Source organism: Bartonella sp. AP40SXNS, assembly GCF_042195825.1.
GTDB lineage: Bacteria > Pseudomonadota > Alphaproteobacteria > Rhizobiales > Rhizobiaceae > Bartonella.
Map to the genome: position 1 here is coordinate 88,283 of NZ_JBHIPB010000007.1, position 23,753 is coordinate 112,035.

General features: G+C 36.7%; 20 protein-coding genes and 1 other RNA gene. 8 read left to right on the forward strand and 13 right to left on the reverse strand.

Going from position 1 to position 23,753, the window contains the following annotated elements:
- Nucleotides 1-13 precede the first annotated feature (13 nt).
- The 12 genes from ACFILZ_RS06310 to ACFILZ_RS06365 form a co-directional block, all read right to left on the reverse strand.
- Complete coding sequence (locus ACFILZ_RS06310; protein WP_375610576.1) at nt 14-1,114, reverse strand: PhoH family protein; 1,101 nt, start codon at nt 1,112-1,114, stop codon at nt 14-16.
- 158 nt (nt 1,115-1,272) lie between these two features.
- Complete coding sequence (gene miaB / locus ACFILZ_RS06315) at nt 1,273-2,649, reverse strand: tRNA (N6-isopentenyl adenosine(37)-C2)-methylthiotransferase MiaB (RefSeq protein WP_375606793.1); 1,377 nt, start codon at nt 2,647-2,649, stop codon at nt 1,273-1,275.
- A 31-nt stretch (nt 2,650-2,680) separates the two neighbouring features.
- The gene (rimI, locus tag ACFILZ_RS06320; RefSeq protein WP_375610543.1) at nt 2,681-3,172 is read right to left on the reverse strand and encodes a ribosomal protein S18-alanine N-acetyltransferase; all 492 of its coding nucleotides are present in this window, start codon (nt 3,170-3,172) and stop codon (nt 2,681-2,683) included.
- Nucleotides 3,172-3,858, reverse strand: a complete 687-nt coding sequence (gene tsaB, locus ACFILZ_RS06325; protein ID WP_375610542.1) for a tRNA (adenosine(37)-N6)-threonylcarbamoyltransferase complex dimerization subunit type 1 TsaB — start codon at nt 3,856-3,858, stop codon at nt 3,172-3,174. The genes rimI and tsaB overlap by 1 nt, the downstream gene beginning before the upstream one ends.
- Nucleotides 3,859-4,775: 917 nt before the next feature.
- Entirely contained in the window at nt 4,776-5,804 is a 1,029-nt protein-coding gene (locus tag ACFILZ_RS06330) for a YeiH family protein (protein ID WP_375610541.1), read from the reverse strand.
- A 49-nt stretch (nt 5,805-5,853) separates the two neighbouring features.
- On the reverse strand, nt 5,854-6,459 hold the full coding sequence (gene recR / locus ACFILZ_RS06335) for a recombination mediator RecR (RefSeq protein WP_375610540.1): 606 nt from the start codon (nt 6,457-6,459) through the stop codon (nt 5,854-5,856).
- Nucleotides 6,460-6,489: 30 nt separating this feature from the next.
- A complete protein-coding gene (locus ACFILZ_RS06340) occupies nt 6,490-6,813 on the reverse strand; it encodes a YbaB/EbfC family nucleoid-associated protein (protein WP_375610539.1) in 324 nt (107 codons plus the stop codon).
- A gap of 14 nt (nt 6,814-6,827) precedes the next feature.
- On the reverse strand, nt 6,828-8,768 hold the full coding sequence (locus ACFILZ_RS06345) for a DNA polymerase III subunit gamma/tau (protein ID WP_375610538.1): 1,941 nt from the start codon (nt 8,766-8,768) through the stop codon (nt 6,828-6,830).
- 223 nt (nt 8,769-8,991) lie between these two features.
- Nucleotides 8,992-9,089, reverse strand: an RNA gene (gene ffs / locus ACFILZ_RS06350) — signal recognition particle sRNA small type.
- A gap of 1,599 nt (nt 9,090-10,688) precedes the next feature.
- Nucleotides 10,689-11,096, reverse strand: a complete 408-nt coding sequence (locus tag ACFILZ_RS06355; protein WP_375610537.1) for a hypothetical protein — start codon at nt 11,094-11,096, stop codon at nt 10,689-10,691.
- Between the two features lie 538 nt (nt 11,097-11,634).
- Nucleotides 11,635-12,498 (reverse strand): prephenate dehydratase, encoded by an 864-nt coding sequence (locus ACFILZ_RS06360; RefSeq protein WP_375606800.1) that lies wholly within the window; start codon nt 12,496-12,498, stop codon nt 11,635-11,637.
- Nucleotides 12,495-13,226, reverse strand: a complete 732-nt coding sequence (locus ACFILZ_RS06365; protein WP_375610536.1) for a 3-deoxy-manno-octulosonate cytidylyltransferase — start codon at nt 13,224-13,226, stop codon at nt 12,495-12,497. The genes ACFILZ_RS06360 and ACFILZ_RS06365 overlap by 4 nt, the downstream gene beginning before the upstream one ends.
- A 104-nt stretch (nt 13,227-13,330) precedes the next feature.
- Here ACFILZ_RS06365 and ACFILZ_RS06370 point away from each other — a divergent pair, with 104 nt between their 5' ends.
- Entirely contained in the window at nt 13,331-13,894 is a 564-nt protein-coding gene (locus tag ACFILZ_RS06370; protein WP_375610535.1) for a c-type cytochrome, read from the forward strand.
- Nucleotides 13,895-14,813: 919 nt separating this feature from the next.
- Here the strand turns inward: ACFILZ_RS06370 and ACFILZ_RS06375 are convergent.
- Nucleotides 14,814-15,608, reverse strand: a complete 795-nt coding sequence (locus tag ACFILZ_RS06375; RefSeq protein WP_375608045.1) for a molybdopterin-synthase adenylyltransferase MoeB — start codon at nt 15,606-15,608, stop codon at nt 14,814-14,816.
- A gap of 87 nt (nt 15,609-15,695) precedes the next feature.
- On the opposite strand from ACFILZ_RS06375, the gene gshB reads away from it, so the two are divergent.
- From gshB to ACFILZ_RS06410, 7 genes are all read left to right on the forward strand, one after another.
- Nucleotides 15,696-16,643 carry a glutathione synthase gene (gshB, locus tag ACFILZ_RS06380; protein ID WP_375608046.1) on the forward strand — a complete coding sequence of 316 codons (948 nt, stop codon included), beginning with the start codon at nt 15,696-15,698 and terminating at the stop codon, nt 16,641-16,643.
- A gap of 134 nt (nt 16,644-16,777) precedes the next feature.
- Nucleotides 16,778-17,824, forward strand: coding sequence for a substrate-binding domain-containing protein (locus ACFILZ_RS06385; RefSeq protein ID WP_375610534.1), 1,047 nt, complete (start codon nt 16,778-16,780; stop codon nt 17,822-17,824).
- Between the two features lie 75 nt (nt 17,825-17,899).
- Nucleotides 17,900-19,360 carry a phosphate ABC transporter permease subunit PstC gene (gene pstC, locus ACFILZ_RS06390; protein ID WP_375610533.1) on the forward strand — a complete coding sequence of 487 codons (1,461 nt, stop codon included), beginning with the start codon at nt 17,900-17,902 and terminating at the stop codon, nt 19,358-19,360.
- Entirely contained in the window at nt 19,357-20,649 is a 1,293-nt protein-coding gene (gene pstA / locus ACFILZ_RS06395; protein ID WP_375610532.1) for a phosphate ABC transporter permease PstA, read from the forward strand. The genes pstC and pstA overlap by 4 nt, the downstream gene beginning before the upstream one ends.
- A gap of 51 nt (nt 20,650-20,700) precedes the next feature.
- The gene (pstB, locus tag ACFILZ_RS06400; protein ID WP_139412809.1) at nt 20,701-21,459 is read left to right on the forward strand and encodes a phosphate ABC transporter ATP-binding protein PstB; all 759 of its coding nucleotides are present in this window, start codon (nt 20,701-20,703) and stop codon (nt 21,457-21,459) included.
- A 21-nt stretch (nt 21,460-21,480) separates the two neighbouring features.
- Nucleotides 21,481-22,203 (forward strand): phosphate signaling complex protein PhoU, encoded by a 723-nt coding sequence (phoU, locus tag ACFILZ_RS06405; RefSeq protein ID WP_375610531.1) that lies wholly within the window; start codon nt 21,481-21,483, stop codon nt 22,201-22,203.
- Nucleotides 22,204-22,754: 551 nt separating this feature from the next.
- Nucleotides 22,755-23,588: a cell wall hydrolase gene (locus ACFILZ_RS06410; protein ID WP_375610530.1), complete on the forward strand. Its 834-nt coding sequence runs from the start codon at nt 22,755-22,757 to the stop codon at nt 23,586-23,588.
- Nucleotides 23,589-23,753: the final 165 nt, after the last annotated feature.

Genomic DNA, 23,753 nt, shown 5'->3' on the forward strand with positions numbered 1-23,753 from the left:
TCAAATTCATTTTTTAATGCATCGCATGCGAATGATTTTTTTTATTTTGTATTTCTGAATCACGATCATAAGCACCAACGATAGCAGCAACAAGTGGATGGCGTACAACATCTTTTTCATCAAAATGCACAATTGCGATACTTTCTACATTTGAAAGAATGCGAATTGCTTCAATGAGACCTGATTTTTGCCCTATAGGCAAATCAATTTGGCTTACGTCACCGGTAACAATCATACGCGTTCCTTCTCCAAGACGTGTGAGAAACATCTTCATTTGCATGGGTGTAGTATTTTGTGCCTCATCAAGAATAACAGCGGCATGGGCAAGTGTTCGTCCGCGCATAAAGGCGAGAGGAGCAATTTCTATGACACCAGAGGCTAAAATGCGTTCTATTTTTTCAGCGGGCATCATATCATAAAGAGCATCATAAAGTGGTCGTAAATATGGGTCGACTTTTTCTTTGAGGTCACCGGGAAGAAAACCAAGATGTTCTCCAGCTTCAACAGCCGGACGTGAGAGAATAATTCGCTCAATGATACCGCGTTCTAGAAGCATTGCAGCATGAGCAACAGCAAGATACGTTTTTCCTGTTCCTGCTGGTCCTATACCAAACACAAGTTCAGTATGCTCCATAGCGCTTATGTAAGCGTCTTGTGTTGGAGTTCTTGCATGAATTATTTTTTTATGGGTACTCAACCTTGCTGGTATACGTTTCGTTGCAGATTTGTGTGCTATTGTGTCTTCTTTCTGCTTCTTTGGTATATTTGCCATAGAAATCGCTCCTTTTATATCTGATAAAGTGAGCTCTTGATGTGTTTTGGCTCGTTCATAAAGCTGCTGCAATACATATTGCGCACGTTTTATAACAGAAATATTTCCACGGATTAAGACTTCATTACCACGCGGATGAATACTAAGTTCGAGTTTTTTTTCGATATAAGCGAGATTTTCGTCAAATTTACCAAAAACTGCTTTTGCATATTTATTATTTTCGAAAATCAAAACAACTTGGCTCAGATCTGAAGCGCTTGTTTGTTTCAAGGTATCAGCCTTTTCAAGGGACGTATTTACTTTTTCTTTAATACGCTTTATTTTTTCGGTTGAAGTTTTCAGTCTATTCTCCATATCTACATAAATATTGCACATTTTGTTAAGTAAACTTTATAAAGACAATTTTTTACAAAAAGTGCACGCTTTAGATGTAATCGTTTTCTTTTAAAATAAAAGAGTTTTCCAAAATATTTATTGTGAACAAGGTGTTAGAGGCATGTTTATCTATTTGTCACTTCACCAACAAAACTGTTTGAGCTTGCATTTTTAATATGAATTTCTATCACGCTACCTGTAGAGGCTTCTGTATCGACGACAACAGGTAAAAGCCAAGGGGAACGTCCTACCATTTGCCCTGAGTGACGTCCAGGTTTTTCGATGAGAACGTTCGTTTTTTGACCAATTTTAGAACGCAAAAACGCATTTTGTTGCTCAAGGAGAAGGATTTGTAAATGTTGAAGTCGGGCATCTTTTACAGATTCATCAACATGATTTTTCATTGTGGCTCCCACTGTTCCAGGACGGGGGGAATATTTAAAAGAATAAGCTGAACTGTATTGCACTTGTTGAATAAGTTTAATGGTTTCTTCAAAATCTTCATCTGTTTCGCCTGGAAATCCTACAATAAAATCACCTGAAAAGGCAATATCGGGTCGTGCAGTCCGAATTTTTTCGATAAGATGAAGATAATGAGAACTTTTGTGTTGGCGATTCATGGCTTTTAAGATGCGATCTGAACCTGATTGAACAGGCAGATGGAGGTAAGGCATTAACATATCAAGATCTCGATGTGCGGCAATAAGGCTATCATCCATATCACGCGGGTGGCTGGTTGTGTAACGCAAACGCTTTAAACCATCGAGTTTTGCAAGATGATAAAGAAGATCGCCAAGACGCCAAGTTTTGCCATCAGCACTTTGTCCATGCCAACCATTGACATTTTGTCCAAGCAGCGTAATCTCTTTAACACCTGCTTCAATAAGCTGGCGGGCTTCTTCAGTAATTTGCTCGACAGACCGTGATATTTCAGCACCGCGTGTGTACGGAACAACACAAAAAGTGCAAAATTTGTCGCACCCTTCTTGTACTGTTAAAAATGCGCTCACACCTCGTTTTCTTACTGCATGTTTATTATGGGGCGGCAAATGAGCAAATTTATCTTCAACAGCATAGTCTGTTTCGATAATTTTTTTCCCTTGTTTGGCTTTTTCTAACAATTCTGGCAGGCGATGATACATTTGTGGACCAATAACAAGATCCACTGTTGGAGCACGGCGCAAGATTTCACTTCCCTCAGCTTGTGCAACACAACCTGTTACACCAACCATAAGGGGTTTATCAGGTGTGCGCTCTTGACGCATAACGCGCAAACGACCGAGATCAGAATAAAGTTTTTCTGCTGCTTTTTCACGAATATGACAGGTATTAACAAGAATAAGATCGGCATCATTGGGAATTTGTGTTGTCACATAGCCTTGCGAACTGAGACTATCAGTCATCCGTTGGCTATCATAAACATTCATTTGACATCCATAAGTTTTGATAAAAACCTTTTTAGGAGCAACAGGAGATGTATTTTTAGGATTTACTTTATTCATAGTGCTTGTCTAAATGTTTTTTACACAAATCTCAATCTATTTGCTTAAAAGTTTTTTGCATGATAATTGCATCACCACGACCATTTTTTGACGCGTAATAGGCAAGACGTTCAGAAATTTTTTGAAATTCAAAGCGTTGATAAAGGTTCAAAGCAGAAAGATTTGTGGCTTCTACTTCCAAGAATAATTTTATGGCGCCCTTGTCGTGAAGATAGTGAACTGTGCTTTCGATAAGAAAGGTACCAATTCCTTTTTGACGATAATGAGGATGAACAGCAATTGTGATGATTTCTGCTTCATCAAGGATGAGACGGCATAGGCAAAAGCCTAAAATTTGATCAGAGTGATCAATGAGAAAAGCTTTGTATCCGAAGATAGAGTGATCTGTTAAGAAATTATCAAAAGCTTGTTTTTCCCAAGAAGGGGTAAAACAATGCTGATGAATTTGATGAAGAGCAGCACTATCATGAACTTGTAGCGGAGCAATTCCAAAATTCTTTTTTGTCAATGAAAATTTGGACATTATTTTTTTCGTGGTAAAGCAAAATCGGTTTGTTGTTTTGCATCAGCACTGCGTAGATAGAGTGGGCGAGGTGAATTTTGTGGTTGTTTGTTTGCAGCAAGATAAGCATAGTTTACAATATCGGCCGCTTCGCAGGGGATTTTTTCTAGGACAATTTTTTCGTATATTTTATGGTTTTTAACATGTTCCACAACGACATCAGCAGCTGGGCCAGTCAGGCGGGTTTTTTTTGGCAAATCTTCGAGGATATTTTCCATTGTTTTTAATCCCGGTTCTCCCAAAGGTTTGAGATTATTATGAAAATTTTGATGATAGAACATCCCTCTCCCTGCTTCAATGACAACAGTAATTGCCGATGCTGTACTTTTATTGTTTATGACTTGTGCTGCTAACGCTTCAAGAGCACTCACTCCAACAGCTTGTATTTCAAGTGCTAATGCCAAAGCGCGTGCTGTTGCAACACCGACACGTACACCAGTAAATGACCCAGGTCCAATATTGACAGCAATACGCTCAACTTGATCAAGCGTCATATTGGCTTGTGTCATTATTTGTGTAATCTGCTCAATAAGTTTTTCAGCATGTCCTTTGTTCATGCGCTCATTGATACGCGCAATAACAGATTTATGACGAATAAGCGCAACAGCACAATAAATCGAAGCAGTATCTATAGCAAGGATAAGCATAAAAATATTTTAGTTGAATAAAACGATAAATAAAAGTCCTGCTGTATTTTTAATCTTTTCATTATCGTATATTTCATTTGTAAGAAAGTTACTAGTGCCAATAAGCAACAATATCTTTTTATGGGATAGAACGAGATGTTGATGTGATTCTTATTGGTTTTTGTTATCAATGAATTGATTTTATAATAATAGTTTATTATTGCCATGTTCAATAATATCCTTGGATATTGTAAGATTTTTTCATTTCAAACTCATAAATTAAAATCTTTTTCTTACACGGCATGAAAGAGAGTTGGCGTGTGGATAAAACTATTGAAGAAAAGAGTAAAATTTCTCTCATAAACCATTTAAATGCAAGAGCTATTGCAACATTGGGAGTTAGCAAGAGTTTGATACTAGAGGCTTGTGACTTTATGAAGCGAAGAGGGAGGTGCATAATGTATTTTATACACTTTATAGGGATTTTACATTATATTATTCACAGGCACAGCCTTGAAAGGGAGTTCATGTGCCTTGAGAGGTATTTTTTTACAAGCACGTGAATGAGCAACATAAATATGTTCTGTTTTAGGTATTTTCTCTTCGTGAGAAGGATGACTTCATTAAAGAACATATTCTATCAGTCTTCTATAAAAAAATTAACTTAATCAGATCTGAAATAAAGAGCATTATTTTGTATGCGTTCCATATTGAATACTATACCGTTGCAAATCACTATAGACTGAAAAGCTTATTGAAAAAGCAAATTCGATAGTTTTCACTTCATATCGTAGCATTTTCAATTTTTTGTATAGAATATAGGATAATAAGCAAATTTTTAGAATTTTTGCTGATTTTATGAAAGAACTGTTTTTGATATTAGTAAATCTTTGATTTATTATATACTCCCTTAAAAAAAGAAACAATTAATGCATATTTCAAAGTATTATATGATTTAAATCATTCAATTGTATCATGATAAGGCTACAAATACCGAGAATAATTATGGAGCAGGTTGAAGCCAAAATAACGCGCCATCCCGCTTTTTTTAATGATCGTATATCAACACCTAAACCTAATGCTGCCATTGAAATGATAGTGAACACCTGAGCAGTAAGTTTGATCGGATTTATAGCCGTTTCAGGAATAAGTCCGCTTGAGCGGATAAGCATCATGATAATAAAGCCGATTATAAACCATGGCACAAGAGTATGTAGACGAAAACGTGTTTGTGCTGAGCGATGATAGATAATTGATAGAATAAAAATAACAGGACCTAACATGAGAACGCGTACCAATTTAACAATTGTTGCAATTTGGACGCTTACAAAAGAGATAGATGCTGTTGCTGCCAAAACTTGCGGTACAGCATAAACAACCATGCCAGCAAGCACGCCATATTGGCTAAATGACAAATTCAAAGATGGATGTAAAAAGGGTAAAAATAAAATAATAAGAATTCCTAAAAGAGCAGTGAAGGCAATTGACGCGGCTACATCGTCATGTTTTGCTTTTATGACAGGTGCAACAGCGACAATAGCTGAATTGCCACAAATAGCATTCCCGCAAGCGACTAACATTGCTAAATGTGTAGAAAGCCCGAAAAGTCGACCAATGACAAAGCTAAGGATAATTGTTATGAATATAACGAATACGATGCTAGCAAGTAAATTCCAACCAGCTGAAAGGACTGCATTAATACTAATGCTTGCACCTAGAAGAACAATAGCAATTTCGAGAAGTGTTTTTGCACAAAAGGTGATACCTTTTTGAAAATATGTTGGCAAAGTAAAACAACTACGGGTAATAGAGCCTAAAAGAATTGCCAAAACAAGGCTTTCAAGCCACGCTTCTGCAAAAAGCTGTTTTTCTACAACTTCTAAGCCATAAGCTAAGGCTGATATGAGTAAACATACTAAAATACCAGGACCAAAGTCGTTTAAAAGTGAGAGATTTTTCTTTATCATTTTAATATTCCCCCGTCATTAAAGAGCTAAAGGTTAAGAAGAAAAAGTTTTAAAGATTTGTTCTTGCTTGTACAGCTGCTGCTAAAGTTCCATCATCAAGATAATCAAGCTCACCTCCTACAGGAACACCATGAGCAAGTCGCGTAATTTTAACTGGAAAATTAGAAAGCTGATCAGTGATATAGTGAGCAGTTGTTTGACCTTCGACAGTCGCATTGACAGCAAGAATAATCTCCGTAATAGGGTTTTGTACAACACGCTGTATTAAGGTGGCAATGTTGAGTTCGTCAGGACCTATTCCATCTAAGGGGGAGAGTCGTCCACCCAACACATGATAACGTGCGGCTAAAGTTTTTGCGCGCTCAAGGGCCCACAGATCAGCAATATCCTCAACAACGATGATTGTTGTATCATCGCGGCGCAAATCTGTACAAATTGAACAAGGATCAACAGTATCGACATTTCCACAAACAGAACAAATGCCGACTTTTTCTATAGCTGCTTGTATTGCTGCTCCCAAAGGCTCCAGCAATGTCTCCTTTTTTTTGATAAGATGAAGCGCAGCACGACGCGCTGAACGTGGACCAAGACCTGGTAACCGTGATAAAATCTGAATGAGACGTTCAATCTCAGGTCCTGCAATGTATTTAGACATATTTTTGTCTCGCGGGAAAAAACCGTTTCATTAAAATGGAAGCTTGAAACCTGATGGGAGTGGTAGCCCTGCTGTCATGCTTTTAGTTTTTTCTTCCATAGCCATTTCAATTTTTGCTTTGGCTTCATTATGGGCTGCCATAACAAGGTCTTCAAGAATTTCAGATTCCTCCGGTTTGAGTAATGAAGGGTCAATTTGGATGGCGGTTATGGTATTTTTGCCGTTTAATGTAACACTGACAAGCCCACCGCCAGCAACACCAACCACTTGTAAATTCGCCATTTCCTCCTGAATCTTCTGCATTTTTTCTTGCATTTCTTTGGCTTTTTTCATCATGCTCATCATTTCACGCATAGGAATAGGTATCCTTATTCATCATTGATATCATTTTTATTTTTAAAAATATCAGCATTTTTAAAGGTATTGGAGAGTAAATCAAGATCATTTTCTTCTTTATTGAGTCGAATATCGACAATTTTTGCTTCTGGGAAATGATTGAGGATTTTTGCGATATCAGGATCTGTTTCTGCATTGGAAAAAAGAGTCTTTTGAATCGCTATACTTTCCTCCTGTAAGGTTGGGCCACCTCCTTCATTAACAAAAGTTATTGTCCAGCGTTTTTCAGTCCATTGAGATATCTTTTTTTCTATATCATGAGCAAGAAATTGTGGGGTATTTTCAGAAAGTCTCAAGGTAATATGCCCAGCTTCAAAAGAAACAGGATGAACAAATTCTTTAACAAGGAGTTTGAAAGGAACGTCATTATGCTGTTCGGCTAATTGAACAATATCGTGCAAAGAATTAATCACGAGAGTTTTAGGTTCAGTAATCTTTTCTGTTGTTTGCGTGACAGAATGCGATAAATTTGCAATCTTTTCAGAAAGATCAGTAGATTGAGAAGTTTCTAGAATTTCTGTTACTTCTTGGGCGCTGATTTTGTCATGGTTTTGATTTTTAACTAAATTTTCTGGTTGTAAGGAATGATCTAATTGGTTTTTCAAAGATGTTTTTAAATCTGATTGATCGGCTAATGTATTTGAAATGCTCGAGGAAGCATGGGCTCCGACCATTGTTTCTTTTGTTATATTATTTGCATTTGTAGATTCTTGATGAGAAGAATTTGTAACGAGTGTGAGAGGTGTTTTTTCTTGCGTAAGCTTTTTTAAAGCTTCATCAAGAGTTGGTAGGTCAGCTGTGTGAGCAAGACGAATTAAAAGCATTTCAGCGGCTTGAAGTGGACGTGCAGTTTGATTAACTTCCTGTAATCCTTTGAGTAACATTTGCCAGTTTCGGGATAAAACAGGAACGGAAAGTTTTTTTGAAAAGTCTAAACTTTTTAAACGTTGTTCTTCAGTTAGTGAGAAATCTTCCACTATTTCTGGTGTAAAACGTAAACGTGTGACCAGATGATTAAAATCGGCTAGTTCTGTCAATATAGTAAGAGGATCAGCACCTGCTTCATATTGACTGCGTAATTCATGTAACGCATTGACAACATCGCCCTTCATGATAAATTCAAAAAGATCAATAATACGTGCTTGATCCGCTAATCCTAACATTGTACGCACCGCAATAGCATTAACATTGCCATTGCTATGGGCAATCGCTTGATCAAAAATGGATAATGCATCACGTGCAGATCCTTCTGCAGCACGGGCAATAATAGAGAGTGCTTGATCTTCTACTTCTACCTTTTCATATTTCGCAATTTGGCGCAAATGTGCACTCAAAGCTTTTGATTCAATACGTCGCAAATCAAAACGTTGGCAACGCGAAAGAATTGTAATAGGAACTTTGCGAATTTCTGTTGTGGCAAAAATAAATTTTACATGGGATGGTGGTTCTTCAAGAGTTTTCAATAAACCATTAAAGGCTTGTGTTGAGAGCATATGTACTTCATCTATAATATAAACCTTATAGCGTGCAGAAACAGGACGATAGCGTATTTGTTCAATAATTTCACGAATATCATCAATGCCCGTATGAGAAGCGGCATCCATTTCTATAACATCAATATGGCGTCCTTCGATAATTTGTGTGCAATGTTCACCAAGAGAGTCCAATACAGTTGTTGGTTGGTCAATATCTTTTGTTTTATAATTAAGCGCACGTGCCAAAATACGTGCTGTTGTGGTTTTACCTACGCCACGAATCCCTGTTAACATCCACGCTTGTGCAATACGACCTTTTTCAAAGGCGTTGGTGAGAGTACGCACCATAGCTTCCTGACCAATGAGGTCAGAGAAGTTTTGGGGTCGATATTTACGAGCAAGAACACGATAGGCTGTTTCTACCGGTAAATTTTCCATGAATATTTCCAACTTCGAAGTTCTTTATGCGTACATTTTGATAATACAAAAGCATAGATCAATACTGTAGTCTCATATAAAAGGATTTTTTCTTAATCAAATTATTTATGGGACAATTTGTTTAAAAACAACAAAATCCCTTTATTTGCTGCATACAAATGCCGCTCTGAAGATTAAAAATACCTCGCTAAAAGACAGCATAAAAAATAATTTCTTCAGCAAAATAGGAGGTTGGAACAATGACCCGTACCAGAACTCGTTGGGGCTGCTTCTTTCCAGACCTGACCCAGTTGGCGAGTAGTTCGTCCACCACCAACCTCCCGAGTTCATATTGTCGATTTGGAATGAAAAATCAAGCTCGGAAACGAAAAATATCCTAAGAACGACAAAGAATTTTCCTTTGCGTTTAATTTATTGACATATAAACAACAAAGAGATTGAGGATTTATCAGTTTTCATAGCAGGAGTTTTTCATATTTATTGGGGATGAAAATATTTTCTTCGTTTAAGATAATCTGAATGTATAATTATAATCATTCGTTCAAACTTGCCTGTAAGAATTTTAGGATAGCTCCGTCTGTTCTAAAATTACGAAGTTGAATCATTAAAATTTGCAACGGCAAAAAAGGAAAATAAAGCATATAGATCGTGCAATGAATTATAATGAGAAATTTAGAGGAAGAATATTGTTTATGAAAATTATAAAATATTGATTCAATGACGTCTCCCCCTTCATACAAAACAGAACACTCTAAACACAATACACTTAAGTTTTACATTTACATGCTTTTACACGAAATATTTTTAACTCTATTTCATCGCATCACTTGTAAAGTGTATACATACTGCTTCTGAGGTATAAATCCATTGAGCAACTCCATCTTTACATTTGTGAAGAAGCACGCCGGCACCATCATTAATATTTGCCAACTTGTGGGTGTTGCAACAGCCCTTGGCACTTAAGATGGTTCATAAAAGCCATTTTACTCCTTTCTTATACAGTTTTATCCCCACACTCATCCCGCTTTTGACGTACAAGGAGATGGTTTTGATTGATTCAAGATAAACAAGTTTGAAATGAAAGAATCTTACGATATTCAGGACTCTCATTCAATATGCAGAACAGAGAATTATATTTATAAATCAGTATCTTGACTTATAAGAAAGTTTCATCATTTCTATTGTGAACGAGAATATCAAATACGTAATATTTTTTCTTTTAACATCTATGAATGTAAATCTTGAGTAGATGTTATCGCTCTTTTTTCTTGAGTGCTGATTTTCTTCATTAAAGACGTTGGGCTCATCACTAGATAAATCAATATATGTGTTCCCATTATTGGAGAAAAGATTTCACATATCTTTTAAGGACTGTACTCATACAAGAGACGATGCAATTTAAAAGCTATAAAATAATAATGGTGGCTGGCACAGATTTATGATTTTATAACTGTAAAAATGGTATTTTATATACACGACATTTTATAGCTTTAAATAATTAAATTTTTTAACGAAAAGAGAAAAGCGAGATAAATTTTTATAAAAAGCTGAATGAGTATGACTTAAAGTGCAGTGAGGAATGCATCTGTAGATGCAAATTTTACTTTTCTGTTTATCTAAGTGATTTGGGTACGATGTGCTTTATAGTACTTAAAATAAAGCAGTTGCGAAGATAGAAGTTATATTCTTATTAAAAAAATAGCTCTGATAGTAGAAAATACAGAACAATTTAAGTCTAGTCTTCTAGTTTTCGCAAAAGTTCTTTAATATCTAACCTTATAAGCATCTTAAGGTTTGCCATATTAGTATAAAAATAATCTTTTCAGCGATTAGTTTTAATGGCTCATTATGCCGTATTTTGAAAAAAACACCTAAAAAAAAGAATAACTCTACTCAAATTTAGATGTTATAGAAATATTGTTAATCATAACCTCCTGTGTCACAATCTGTTCCAACAACTTTTTTGTTCGTAATATTTTTAAAAATATAATGTCCTGACCAAGGAAAACTTATATGAAGAGATTTTATATTTTTTAGGGTAAAGATTTTCTTTTCTTTATCATGGGTTATTTTCTTTTCATCATCAACAAAAATTCTCAATTTGTTTAAATCAGAAGGGGCAGAGTATGATAAAGTAAAGGATACTTTCTTCGGTTTAAAGGTATTACAAGAGTATTCAACTCCTTGCTGGAATGTATAGGATGGTGTGATCACAACACTTTCATCCCGCGCAAAATTCCATTTTTTTTCACCAAAGCCAGCAAATGCAACACTAGAGTAGGCGAGAATATTTGCGGCTAATAATCCTCGCGTGAAGATTTTTTTCATTATCCTCTCCTTTTTTCTAAAGTGAGGTGAATCATAAATCAGTTTTTATAAAGATACAAGTTCAAACTTAACGCTAAAATCAGGGCTAAGTTGCATTTTCTAGTTTTAAACCATGTTTAGAATGATATTAATCTAAAAGATTCGAATGCTCTATTATGTATAATAATTTTAATTGTTTTGAGAGCGAATTTAGAAGTTCGTTATCTTTATTGGAATATTGTCAGAGGAAATGACTTTTCTCAAGAGTCTCTCTTTGAATATATAAAGGGAAATAGATGGTACAAGCGTTTTTATTTTTGGTTACTGTGTTTTTTTACACTGGTTTTTATACGAGTTGAATTGCGGTTTATCATGATATAATTTGTGAGAAAATATTATGAAAATAATTTATATATTCTATTACGAGCTGTTTTTTCTTCTTCAGTGTTTATGAAGGGTGTTGAGTAGAAAAAAACGAGCCCTTTCAAGATGCGTTGCATTATGAAATTTTTACGATGCTTTTTGATATCAACAAAAAATGATAGCAGCTTAATTGCTTTTATATATACGATGTTCGATCGTTTTGTGCTGGATAAGTACCGATAATACGCAGTTCTGCAGAAAAGAAAGATAATTCTTCTAAGGCAAGTTTCATCATCGGGTCTTCAGGATGTCCTTCAATATCAACAAAGAATTGTGTTGCATTGAAATTTCCACCAATTTGATAGCTTTCTAATTTTGTCATATTGATACCATTCGTTGCAAATCCTCCCATAGCTTTATAGAGAGCTGCGGGGACATTGCGCACTCGAAAAAGAAGACTGGTGATGATTTTTTCGCCATTTTGAGGTTTGGGGACATGCCGTTTGGAGCGTGAAAGGATGACAAAACGGGTAATATTATGAGGGTTATCTTCAACATTTCTTTCAAGAATATCAAGTCCATAGAGTTCTGCTGCGATTAAAGGTGCTAAGGCAGCCTGTGAACGTTTAGCATTTTTTTTAATAAATTTTGCAGCTCCAGCGGTGTCAGCAGAAACAACAGGTTTCCAACCGTTGTTTCGTATGATTTTTCGGCATTGTGCAAGGGCATGCGTATGGCTGTGGACGGTTTTAATTTCGTCATATGTAACGCCGGGCAAAACCATGAGTTGAAAATGGATAGGTAAAAAATATTCATCAATAATATAAAGAGACGACTGCGGTAAAAGATGATGAATGTCTGCAACGCGCCCTGCAAGAGTATTTTCAATAGGGATCATAGCAAGATCAGCTTTCCCGCTTTCCACTAAATTAAGAGCGTCTTCGAAAGTAGCAGAGGGAACAGCATCCATATTGGGGAACATATTGGAGCAAGCAATATGGGAATTAGCGCCGTATTCTCCTTGGAAAGAAATTTTATTGGTTTTTTTAAGTATTTTCATGCTAAAATCTCACAAACTCTATCGAGATCATGTTGTGTGTCTACACCTAAGGGAATTGTATCGACTATTTCCACATCAATACGCATATTGTTTTCTAATGCACGTAATTGTTCAAGTTTTTCACGTTTCTCAAGTGGTGAGGGGTTGAATGATACAAATTTTTCAAGTGCTTCGCGCCTATAGGCGTATATTCCAATATGGTGATAAAGAGGACCATCTCCATAGGGTGCTGTGGCGCGAGTAAAATAAAGAGCACGAAGGCGATTTTGAGAAAGCGGTGTCCCAATGATCTTGACAACATTGGGATCTCTTGTTTCATTTTCTTCAATGATTTGAGCACCCAAGGTTGCAATATCAGTAAAGCTATTTTCTAAAGGGCGTAGTGCACGAATGATTTCACGAGGCATGATTGTTGGTAGGTCACCTTGTATATTTAAAATGGCGTTGTAGCGTTGTTCAGGATCAATGCGTACTAAAGCTTCATAAATACGATCAGATCCAGACTTATGATCACCTCGTGTTATGATATATTCATGCCCATAATCTGCAACAGCTTTAGCGATATCATTATGATCTGTTGCAACGATGGTTCGACCTAATGCGGCTTTTTTTGCTTGTTCTGCGACATGAACAATCATCGGCTTTCCAGCGATTTCAGCGAGAGCTTTTTGAGGTAGACGGGTTGAGCCCATACGGGCAGGAATAAGAATAATTGGTTCAAGAGCCATTGCAAGATTCCAAACGTCGTCTGTGATGCATTTAGGATGTTGTGTGTTATAAAGAAAAAGCTTATACTAAAAATGGTAATGAAACCATGAACATTTGAGTTTTTATGAATCGCTGGAGAGTTATCTATTTTGTTTTTGCTTGTTTATGTGTGTTGGTCATTGTTGTGGGAATTTCCACACTCAGCAATATAGTTTATGATCATCCTACATCAGTTCAATATTATCATACAGTTACCAAGAACGATATATTTAAAGAAAAACAAAAAGCACCTGATGTTTCCCTATCACTAAATAGCCGACTTCAACAAGGCAATTTTGAAAATGGCCGTAAAATTTTTCGCCAATGTGCCATATGCCATACTTCTGGACGCAATGAAGCAGGGCGTGTTGGTCCAGTTCTCTGGGAGATTGTTGACCGCCCTTTGGCATCATCAGCAGGTTTTGCTTATTCACGGGCATTGCGTGCGCACTCTGATCAAAAATGGGATTTTGTAACGTTAGATCGTTATCTGCGTTCTCCGCGTGAAGCTTTTCCTGGGACTATTATGTCTTTTCGTGGAATTAAAAATGACCAAGATCGTGCTGATCTTTTGCTTTATTTACGCAGTTTATCCGATCATCCTGTTCCTTTACCAATGGATAATAATAAAGCGAACGAGCCAAATTAACTTATACCATAGATGTTAATTTTAGAAAGAAGTCTGATTTTTTTGTAATTTTAGTTTCACAGTTTTATAAAAAGAGCTCTTATTGATGTTTTGTTAGGGCGAACGCCCCTCACGCAAAACAGAACACATTTAACATTGCATATTTACTCGCTTATTTTAAAGAGATCTTTTATAAAAATGCACTTTTTACACTGTCGTCTGTGGATTGGTTTTCAAGATTTGTGTGCTTCACTTTTTCTACATATACTTGTCTGTGAAATTATTGCTGAAGGATTATCAATTCATGAGCCGCTGCTTTCTGCTTCTGAATGCAATAATTATGTAATTAAAGCTCTCCATGAGGTTTATCTCAATCCTTCTATACACATCAATCCCTATGTACTTTTACATCAATTCCCATGTATTTTTCTTATGAACTGAGACAATTGATTGTTCTTATACGTGCAATAATCCTAAGCTGCATTTTATGATGCTTGATGAATAGACGTTTTCTCTTAAGGTTAGAAGTGTGTGGACAGATCATTGACCTTTTATAGTACCGATCACTAAAATATGACTTAGATTATTTATAGGTTATGGTTTGAAGTGAGCACTTTCATGTGAAACAATTTTTATGTGTGACTAGTAAAATAGTTGAATAGAGTTCCGTTGATTGTATTTTTATCTACGTTGAAAATTTTTTACACAAGAATATTGATGGGAGCTAAGTTTGCACGAGTCTCTGTCTATTTATAGACGATGACATGAAATTATGATGATAATCCATTATAGAGAATTATTTTTTCACAAAAGGTTTTCCATATTTGTGATAAATTTAATAGGTTTCATTGGTTACAATGTTTCGATGACTTACGATAAAATATTAGTATTTCAATACATATTGCGAGAGTGCTAAAAGTTAGTGGAAGAGAGAACATCATCAAGATTCTCCAAGCTTCTTAATAACTATGGCATTTTCTTTATAATTTGAGCGTTTATAAGTAATAATATTAAATTGTGCTAATAATCCATTATAGAGAAGAATCTTTCCTACTAATGGCTCTCCGATGTTTGTGATCATTTTAATAACTTCCATTGCTTGTAGGGTCCCAATAACACCGGGTAAAACACCGATAATTCCAGCTTCAGCGCATGTTGGAATAGTATCGGGAGCAGGAGGCGTGGGAAATAAATCGCGATAGTGAGGATTATTGTCTTTATATGGCATAAGGACGGTTAATGAGCCATTAAAACGTTCTACAGCACCACTTATTAAAGGTTTTTTACATTGGGCAGCGTGATCAGCAAGAAGATAGCGTGTCGTAAAATTATCACTTCCATCAACAATGATGTGGTAAGCATTGAGCAGTTTATCCACATTACTGTTATCTAAGCGTAGGGTGTGTTTTTCAACTACAACATGGGGATTTATTGCTTTTATAGTGGTTTCAGCACTGTCTGTTTTGCTTTTGTTCATTGCACTTGTTTTATGAATAACTTGGCGTTGTAAATTGGAAAGTGAAACAATGTCATTATCGATAATTCCAAGGGTTCCAACACCTGCGGCAGCCAAATAGGTTAAGACAGGAGCACCGAGACCACCAGCGCCCACAACAAGGACACGTGCTTTTTTTAGCTTTTGTTGCCCTGCACCACCAATCTCAGGCAAAATGATGTGGCGTGCATAGCGTTCGATTTCTTCGTTGCTTAATTTTGTATCTGTTTCTTGTGTCATAAATTTTCTCTTGTCATAGTTCTTTTATTGTTTACTAAGTTTATGATGCATAGACCAGTCTGCTTTTAGGATAGGGAGGATTTATTTATGAAAATTGCCATTCAGATGGATCATATTTCAACAGTTCGGATTCAAGGAGATACGACATTTGCACTCGCTTTAGCAGCACAAGAACGTGGACATTCTCTCTTCCATTATACACCAGATCGTTTATCTCTGTGCGATGGTTGTGTGATTGCACGACTAGAGCCATTGATTGTACATGATAAAGAGGGAAGCCACTATCAATTAGAAAAGCCTGTTCGCACAGAATTAACAGATATGGATGTGGTTCTTTTACGCCAAGATCCCCCTTTTGATCTCAATTATATCACCACGACTCATTTGTTAGAACGTATTCATCCTAAAACACTTGTTGTGAATGATCCGGCATGGGTACGCAACAGTCCAGAAAAAATTTTTGTTACTGAATTTTCCGATTTGATGCCAGAAACACTAATTACCAAAGATATTGAAGAAATAACAGCTTTTAGAAAGACATTTGGCGATATTATTGTTAAACCACTTTATGGGAATGGGGGCGCTGGTGTTTTTTATTTAAAACAAGATGATCGCAATTTAGCATCATTGTTGGAAATGTTTGCAGAAATTTATCACGAACCTTTTATTGTTCAGCGCTATTTAGAGGTAGTACGAAAAGGAGATAAAAGGATTATTTTGCTTGATGGTGCACCTGTTGGAGCTATTAATCGAATTCCGACAGAAACAGATGTGCGCTCTAATATGCATGTTGGAGGTCGCGCGGAAAATGTTGAGTTAACAAAACGTGATTATGAGATTTGTGAACGCATTGGTCCAGCCTTAAAGGAACGAGGTCTTCTTTTTGTGGGGATTGATGTGATTGGAGATTATATAACAGAAATCAATGTGACGTCTCCTACGGGAATTCGTGAAATTAAACGCTTCTGCGGTACAGATGTTGCTCATTTGTTTTGGGATGTTATTGAGTTCAAGCGTTCAAATGAATTTATTTGACAGAAGATAAAAACATGGTTTTAAAAAAATGATCCATATTGTTTTTTTATATTTGTTATGGTGCAAATGTGAACTACAATGACCGTATGATATGAATTAAGAGGCTTTGTCCTCAATTTTTAGGGAGTTTATAGATGAGCAGAGTATTATCAATTGGAGTGGGATTGATTTTTGCGCTACTGCTGTCAGCAAATGGAGGCAATGCACGCGATCAAATACAGATTACTGGTTCATCTACAGTTTTACCTTATCAAAAGATTGTTGCTGAGACATTTGGAGAAATTTATCCCCATTTTAAGGTTCCTGTTATCGAATCGGGTGGAACAGGAGCTGGTATTAAGGAGTTCTGCCGTGGTATTGGGGAGAACACTGTTGATATTGTTAATGCTTCGCGAGCAATGAAATCGAGTGAATTACAGTCTTGTTTTGATGCTGGTGTAAAAGATGTTGAGGAAATACGTATTGGGTATGATGGCATTGTTTTTGCAACAGATATTAAGGGGCCTGATTGGAAATTACAGCCAGTAGATGTTTATAAAGCCCTTGCTGCTCGAATTATTATAGACGGAAAATTGCAACCGAATAATTTTTTGAAATGGAGTACAGTTAATAGTGCTCTTCCTGATTGGACGATAGCAGCGTATATTCCTGGAGAGAAGCATGGGACACGTGAAGTTTTTGAGGAAAAATTACTTATTGAGGGGTGTAAAGAGAGTGGGGCAGTTGAGGTGATGAAGTCTTTAGGAATGGATGATAAGGAGATACACACTGCTTGTATTGCGGTACGTAAGGATGGAAAAGCGGTTGATATTGATGGTGATTATTCTGAAACATTTGCGCGTCTAACTTCTAATAAAACAGGGGTTGGTATTTTTGGTTTGTCTTTTTATCAAAATAATGCTGATAGGCTAAAGGTTGCCGATATTAACGGTTTTGCGCCAACAGTTGAGACGATTTCTAGTGGACAATATCCAGTTTCTCGTCCACTTTTTTTCTATATTAAGAAAGCACATTTAGGTATTATTTCAGGTTTGCGAGAGTATGTTGATTTTTTTCTTTCTGATCAAATGATTGGTCCAGAGGGTCCTTTGGCTGAATATGGTTTGATTGTTTCTCCTGAAAAGGAACGTCAAGCACAGCGTTCTGATTTTTCTGCTGGTCGAGTAATGACATTGAAATAATTTGCAGGGAAAATTTGTTGGATTTCTGGGATAGGAAATTTGGGTGCTATTTTTTTATAAAAACTGAAAGATAAAATGCGCATTTCCTTCATTATTTTGCTGTTATTAATTCTTGGATTTTGTGGCTTTTGTATTTCTTATATGCGCGCACGCTTTCTTGAATACAGACGACATAAAATGCATTCTCGTGCGTATTATTATGGCTGGTGGACATTTTTGATTACTGTTATTCCAGCTTTTATTTTTTTAATTTTTTGGGATTCTGGGAGTACAATTTATTTAGAATATAATGCCTCTCAAGAGCTTGAGGCATATAGTGCGCATATAATAGAGCCTGTAAATCATGATCTACTTTGGGAGACTCTTCGAAGTCTTGCCAAAATGCTTCATCACTTTGAAGGGGATCTTTCTACCGCTTCCTATAAGACAGTGCAGGCACAATTATTCGCGAAGGGATTTGTTTTACCTGATGAAGTATCGGATGATGTGTACAAAATGGCACAGTCATGGGTATTTTCTTCTGAAAAGCTTCAGTTCATTGGTTATGGTTTCCTTTTTGCTATTGCATTCTTTGGTTTTATCTGTGGAATAATGCAAATTGCTCCTCATCAGCGTGCGCGTAATAAGGTTGAATCTTTGATTATTATTGGACTGGTTTGTGCTTCTATCGTTGCTATCTTGACGACAATAGCCATTGCACTTTCTATGTTTTTTCAGACAATAAGCTTTTTTCAGTCTGTATCTTTTTCAAATTTCTTTTTAGGAACGGTTTGGGATCCGCGTTTTTCCGCGAGCGGTTCAAGCGGTGAAGTAGGACAATTTGGTTTAATACCACTTCTTGCTGGTACGCTTTATATTGCATTTGTTGCCATGCTTTTTGCTGTACCTATAGGATTATTTTCAGCTCTTTATATGGCCGAGTATGCTTCTTCGCGATTGCGAGCAATTGTGAAGCCATTGTTAGAAGTTCTTGCTGGCATTCCAACGATTGTTTATGGCTTTTTTGCTTTGAAGGTTGTAGGACCATTTTTACGAGATCTCTCTGCTTCTCTCTCAGACGGGGTTAGTTTTATTATGGCGCAAAGTGTTTTGACTGCTGGAGTTGTGATGGGAATTATGTTGATTCCTTTTGTTTCCTCTTTGTCGGATGATGTTATAACAGCTGTTCCACGCATTTTACGTGAAGGTTCTTATGGTTTAGGAGCAACACAATCTGAAACAATTAAGAAAGTCGTTATACCGGCAGCGCTTCCAGGGATTATGGGAGCAATTTTATTGACAGCATCGCGTGCAATTGGTGAAACAATGATTGTGGTTTTGGCGGCGGGTGTTGCTGCAAACTTAACACTCAATCCTTTCGAAGCAATGACGACGATGACAGTTAAGATTGTTAATCAATTGACTGGTGATTTTGAGTTTAACTCTCCACAAACTTTGGTGGCTTTTGCATTAGGAATGACACTCTTTGTCATGACACTTTTGATGAATATTCTAGCTCTTTATATTGTGCGTAAATATCGGGAACAATATGAATGAATGAAAAAATTCTTTTGCCTCGTCGCAATATTAGCCTCAAACGTCGGTATTGGGCTGAACGTCGTTTTCGTGCCTATGGTTTGATTGCCATTTTTATTGGTTTGTTTTTTTTATTTGCGCTTTTATGGTCTATCATTAGTCAAGGTTATACAGCCTTTTTGCAGAGTCAAATGACATTATCGATTTATTTGGATGAAAAGATTATTGATCCAGGTGGTCAACATAAAACAAATCCACAGGTCCTCATAATGGCGAATTATCCAATTCTTGTACGCAATGCGTTAGCCAAGAAACTTGATATCGATCAAAATGATCGAGCCTCTCTGCGGGATGTTAGCCGTATGTTTTCAAGTGGTGTACGTGTTCAACTCCGTGAAATGGTGACAAAGAATCCAAGACTGATTGGCACAATGCAAAAAATCAAAGTTTTGGCAGCTGCGGATATCGATTCTGCTTATAAGGGGCAGATTGATCTGCATGTAGCAGAAAAAAACCGTAAAGTTTCTAATCGGCAAATAGAATGGATAAAGCGTTTAGCGCATGATGGTACGCTTTATAAAACATTTAATGTTGGTTTTTTTACACTTGGCGCTTCAAGTCGTCCTGAGACTGCTGGGTTAGGGGTTGCGATTATTGGTTCTCTTTATATGATAGGCATTGTTTTATTGGTTTCACTTCCGATAGGCATAGCAACGGCTCTTTATTTGGAAGAATATGCACGTAAAAATAAATTTACAGATTTTATCGAAGTTAATATCAATAATCTTGCAGCTGTTCCTTCGATTGTCTTTGGTCTTTTAGGACTCGCGGTTTTTATTAATTTTTTGGGATTACCACGTTCCGCTTCTTTTGTTGGAGGTCTTGTTTTAGCGCTCATGACTCTCCCCACGATTATTATTGCAACACGTTCTGCTTTGCGTGCTGTTCCTCTCTCTATTCGTGCAGCAGCTTTAGGTTTGGGGGCATCAAAAACACAAATGATTTTTCATCATGTTATTCCTTTAGCTGCGCCTGGTATTTTGACAGGTACAATTATTGGAGTAGCTCAGGCTTTGGGTGAAACTGCGCCTTTGCTTTTGATTGGAATGGTTGCTTTTGTTGTTAATATTCCTACGACTCCCATGGATCCAGCAACAGCGTTGCCTGTTCAAATTTTTATGTGGGCAGGTGAAGCAGAGCGCGCTTTTGTTGAAAAGACGTCAGGGGCTATTATTGTATTAATGATTTTTCTTGCGATCATGAATATTTCTGCGGTTTTTTTACGTCGACGATTTGAACGCCGCCAATAATTTTAATAAAATAACAATTTCGATAAGATTTTTGTAAGGTGAGTTTTTGTAATGAAGATTAAAATGCGTGGTCAGGATGTGAAGGTTTCTTATGGAGACAAAGAGGCACTCCATGGTATTACACTTGATATTCCTGAACATCAAGTGACTGCTTTGATTGGTCCATCAGGATGCGGGAAGTCAACTTTTTTGCGTTGTTTTAACCGTATGAATGATACAATTGAAGGTGCTAAAATAACGGGTCTTATTACCTTAGATGGGGAGAATATTTATGATCAGAGGATTGATGTTGTAGAATTGCGTGCTCGTGTTGGAATGGTTTTTCAAAAGCCCAGCCCTTTTCCAAAATCTATATTTGAGAATGTTGCGTATGGTCCACGCATTCACGGTTTGGTTAAAACACGCTCTGAATTGCATGATGTGGTTGAAAAGAGTTTGAGGCAGGCAGGTTTGTTTGAAGAAGTAAAAGACCGTCTTCATGATCTTGGAACAAGTTTATCAGGGGGACAACAACAGCGTTTGTGTATTGCACGTGCTATTGCGGTTAGTCCTGAAGTTATTTTGATGGATGAGCCTTGTTCAGCTCTTGATCCCATTGCGACAGCACGGATTGAAGAGCTTATCGATGCGTTACGGCAAAATTATACAATTGTTATTGTAACACATTCCATGCAACAGGCCGCACGTGTTTCTCAATATACGGCTATGTTTCATTTAGGGCATTTGGTAGAAGTTGGTGCAACTGAAATGATCTTTACTTCACCAAAAGAGCAACGGACGCAAGATTATATTACGGGGCGTTTTGGATAGGTGAATTGAGGAGTGTAAGATATGTCTATGAAACATACTGTCCGTTCTTATGATGCAGAACTAAAATATTTAAGAGTAAGGATTACAGAAATGGGGAGCCATGCAGAAAGGATGATTGAACGTTCTGTCGCATCGGTTGTGTGTAGTGATCTTCAACTTGCAACGACAGTGATTGCCGATGATGTGTTTTTAGATGAAGCAGAACGTGACATTGATGAAAAAGCGGTTGCTATTATATGCAAACGCCAGCCGATGGCTGTTGATTTGCGTGAAATTATTGGAGCCATTCGTATTTCTTCTGATCTTGAGCGGATTGGGGATATGGCCAAAAACATTGCTAAGAGGACTGTTGCACTTTCAGAAATACGTCAATCTGCATCCTTTTATCATGGACTTGAAACAATTACAGCTTTAGCGCTCAATCAATTAAAAGAAGTGTTAAATGCTTATACGAGTCGCTTATTAGAGCGTATTGACGCTGTGCGGGAGCGTGATGAGAAGATTGATGCTTTGTATACTTCTCTTTTTCGTGAACTTTTGACGTATATGATGGAAGATATGCGCAATATTACGGTTTGTACGCACTTACTGTTTTGTTTAAAAAACATTGAACGAATTGGTGATCATGTTACCAATATTGCTGAAATGTTGCATTATATCATAACGGGTTATCATATGTCTTCTGATCGTCCTCGCGATGATCTTACTTATAAAGTTGGGGTAGGTGAGAAGAAAATAGATTAAAATTTTTCTTATATGTATAAAATAAGTTTGTAGATATATGAGTATTTTCTTAGAGTGCAGCTATAGAAAGAATAAGATAACCATCTTATGGAAAAGCACAAAGAAGTAACAAAGAGTTTTTTCAGAGAAGCATGGCAGATTTCTAACTCTTGATTTGACATATTTGTATATTGAATGATACCATCATTCACACTGTGGCTGGAGGGGAGTTTTCTAGGGGAATTTCCTTTCAGATCATTTTGTTAAAATTTTATATTCAAAGGGGATATCTGTATTATTTTTTTCGTATGTAGAAGAAGTGGATAGTGTTATTGTATTGTAATTGAAACGTCTGGGTTATTATGGCCTATATTGAATCGTGAAGAATAACAATATCGATCTGTAAATTAAGAGTTTTTTATTTTTTATTTTGCATAGATACTTTTTGATTACCTCTTGTATTAAAGTTTTACTGAGTGGTAACAATTAGCTATGTACTTTATTGAGAGATACATTTAAAGCTCATTTCAAAATTTGAATAGCTTAGAGATTATAGGAATGTGTTGCATAAGATGAAAAAAAATCGTTGGAATGTTTTTGTTACCTGTTGTGTAGCGCCGTTAGTTATTGTGGGATGTGCTTCAAATCATTTAGATACTGGAAAAATAAATAATAAGACAAAAACGGTTACGTATCCATTGACAGAGCGTCAATGCCTTATGCGAGCGATGTATTTTGAATCAAATCGCACAAGCCGTGAAGGAATGATTGCCGTTGGGACGGTTGTTATGAATCGTGTTAATTCAACCGCCTATCCTAAGACGATTTGTGGTGTTGTTGGTCAATATAAGCAGTTTGCTCCTGGTGTTTTAACACGTCCTATGACGGAGAAAGCATCTGTTGCTCGTGTAAGAGAAGCGGCTGATGCCGTTTTACGGGGTGAACGAGATAAGAAAGTTAAACACGCTAAGTTTTTTCATACCGCTGGTTTGTCTTTTCCGTATAAAAACATGCACTATGTTCATGTTGCAGGGGGAAATGCTTTTTATGAAAAACGATCGCGTGATGGATCACTTCAAATTCCTACAAATAATCGCCCTTATGATGTTGCTTATGCGTTTGCCCAAGAACGTTCTGGTAATACGCCAAGCTTTGTGGATGAAAGTTTAGAAAGTAGAGGAATAAGAACAGAAAAGAGTATATCTTCTTCTACACAGGTAGCACAGTCCAAGACGGACCATCCTACGTCTTTTGCGATGGTACAGCTTGATAAAGTTCCCATTCCCGCCTATGCGCCTCAACATCTAGCTAGGAAAGAAGAAAATAAACCGATTATGGCGTTACCTTCATCAGATCAGTTAAATGCAATTGTTGCAATGTTAGAAAAACGGTACACAAACCGATAATTTTTGCACGACCAAGGAAGTGTTTTTACAATCCATTGCAGTTTATGAATTAAGTGAACTCTTTAGCGATCATGATATCCATAATTATACGTGGAGAAAGTAAATTCAAAAGATATTAAATAACAATTTATAATATGACGACATAAAGAACGCATTCTATTTAAA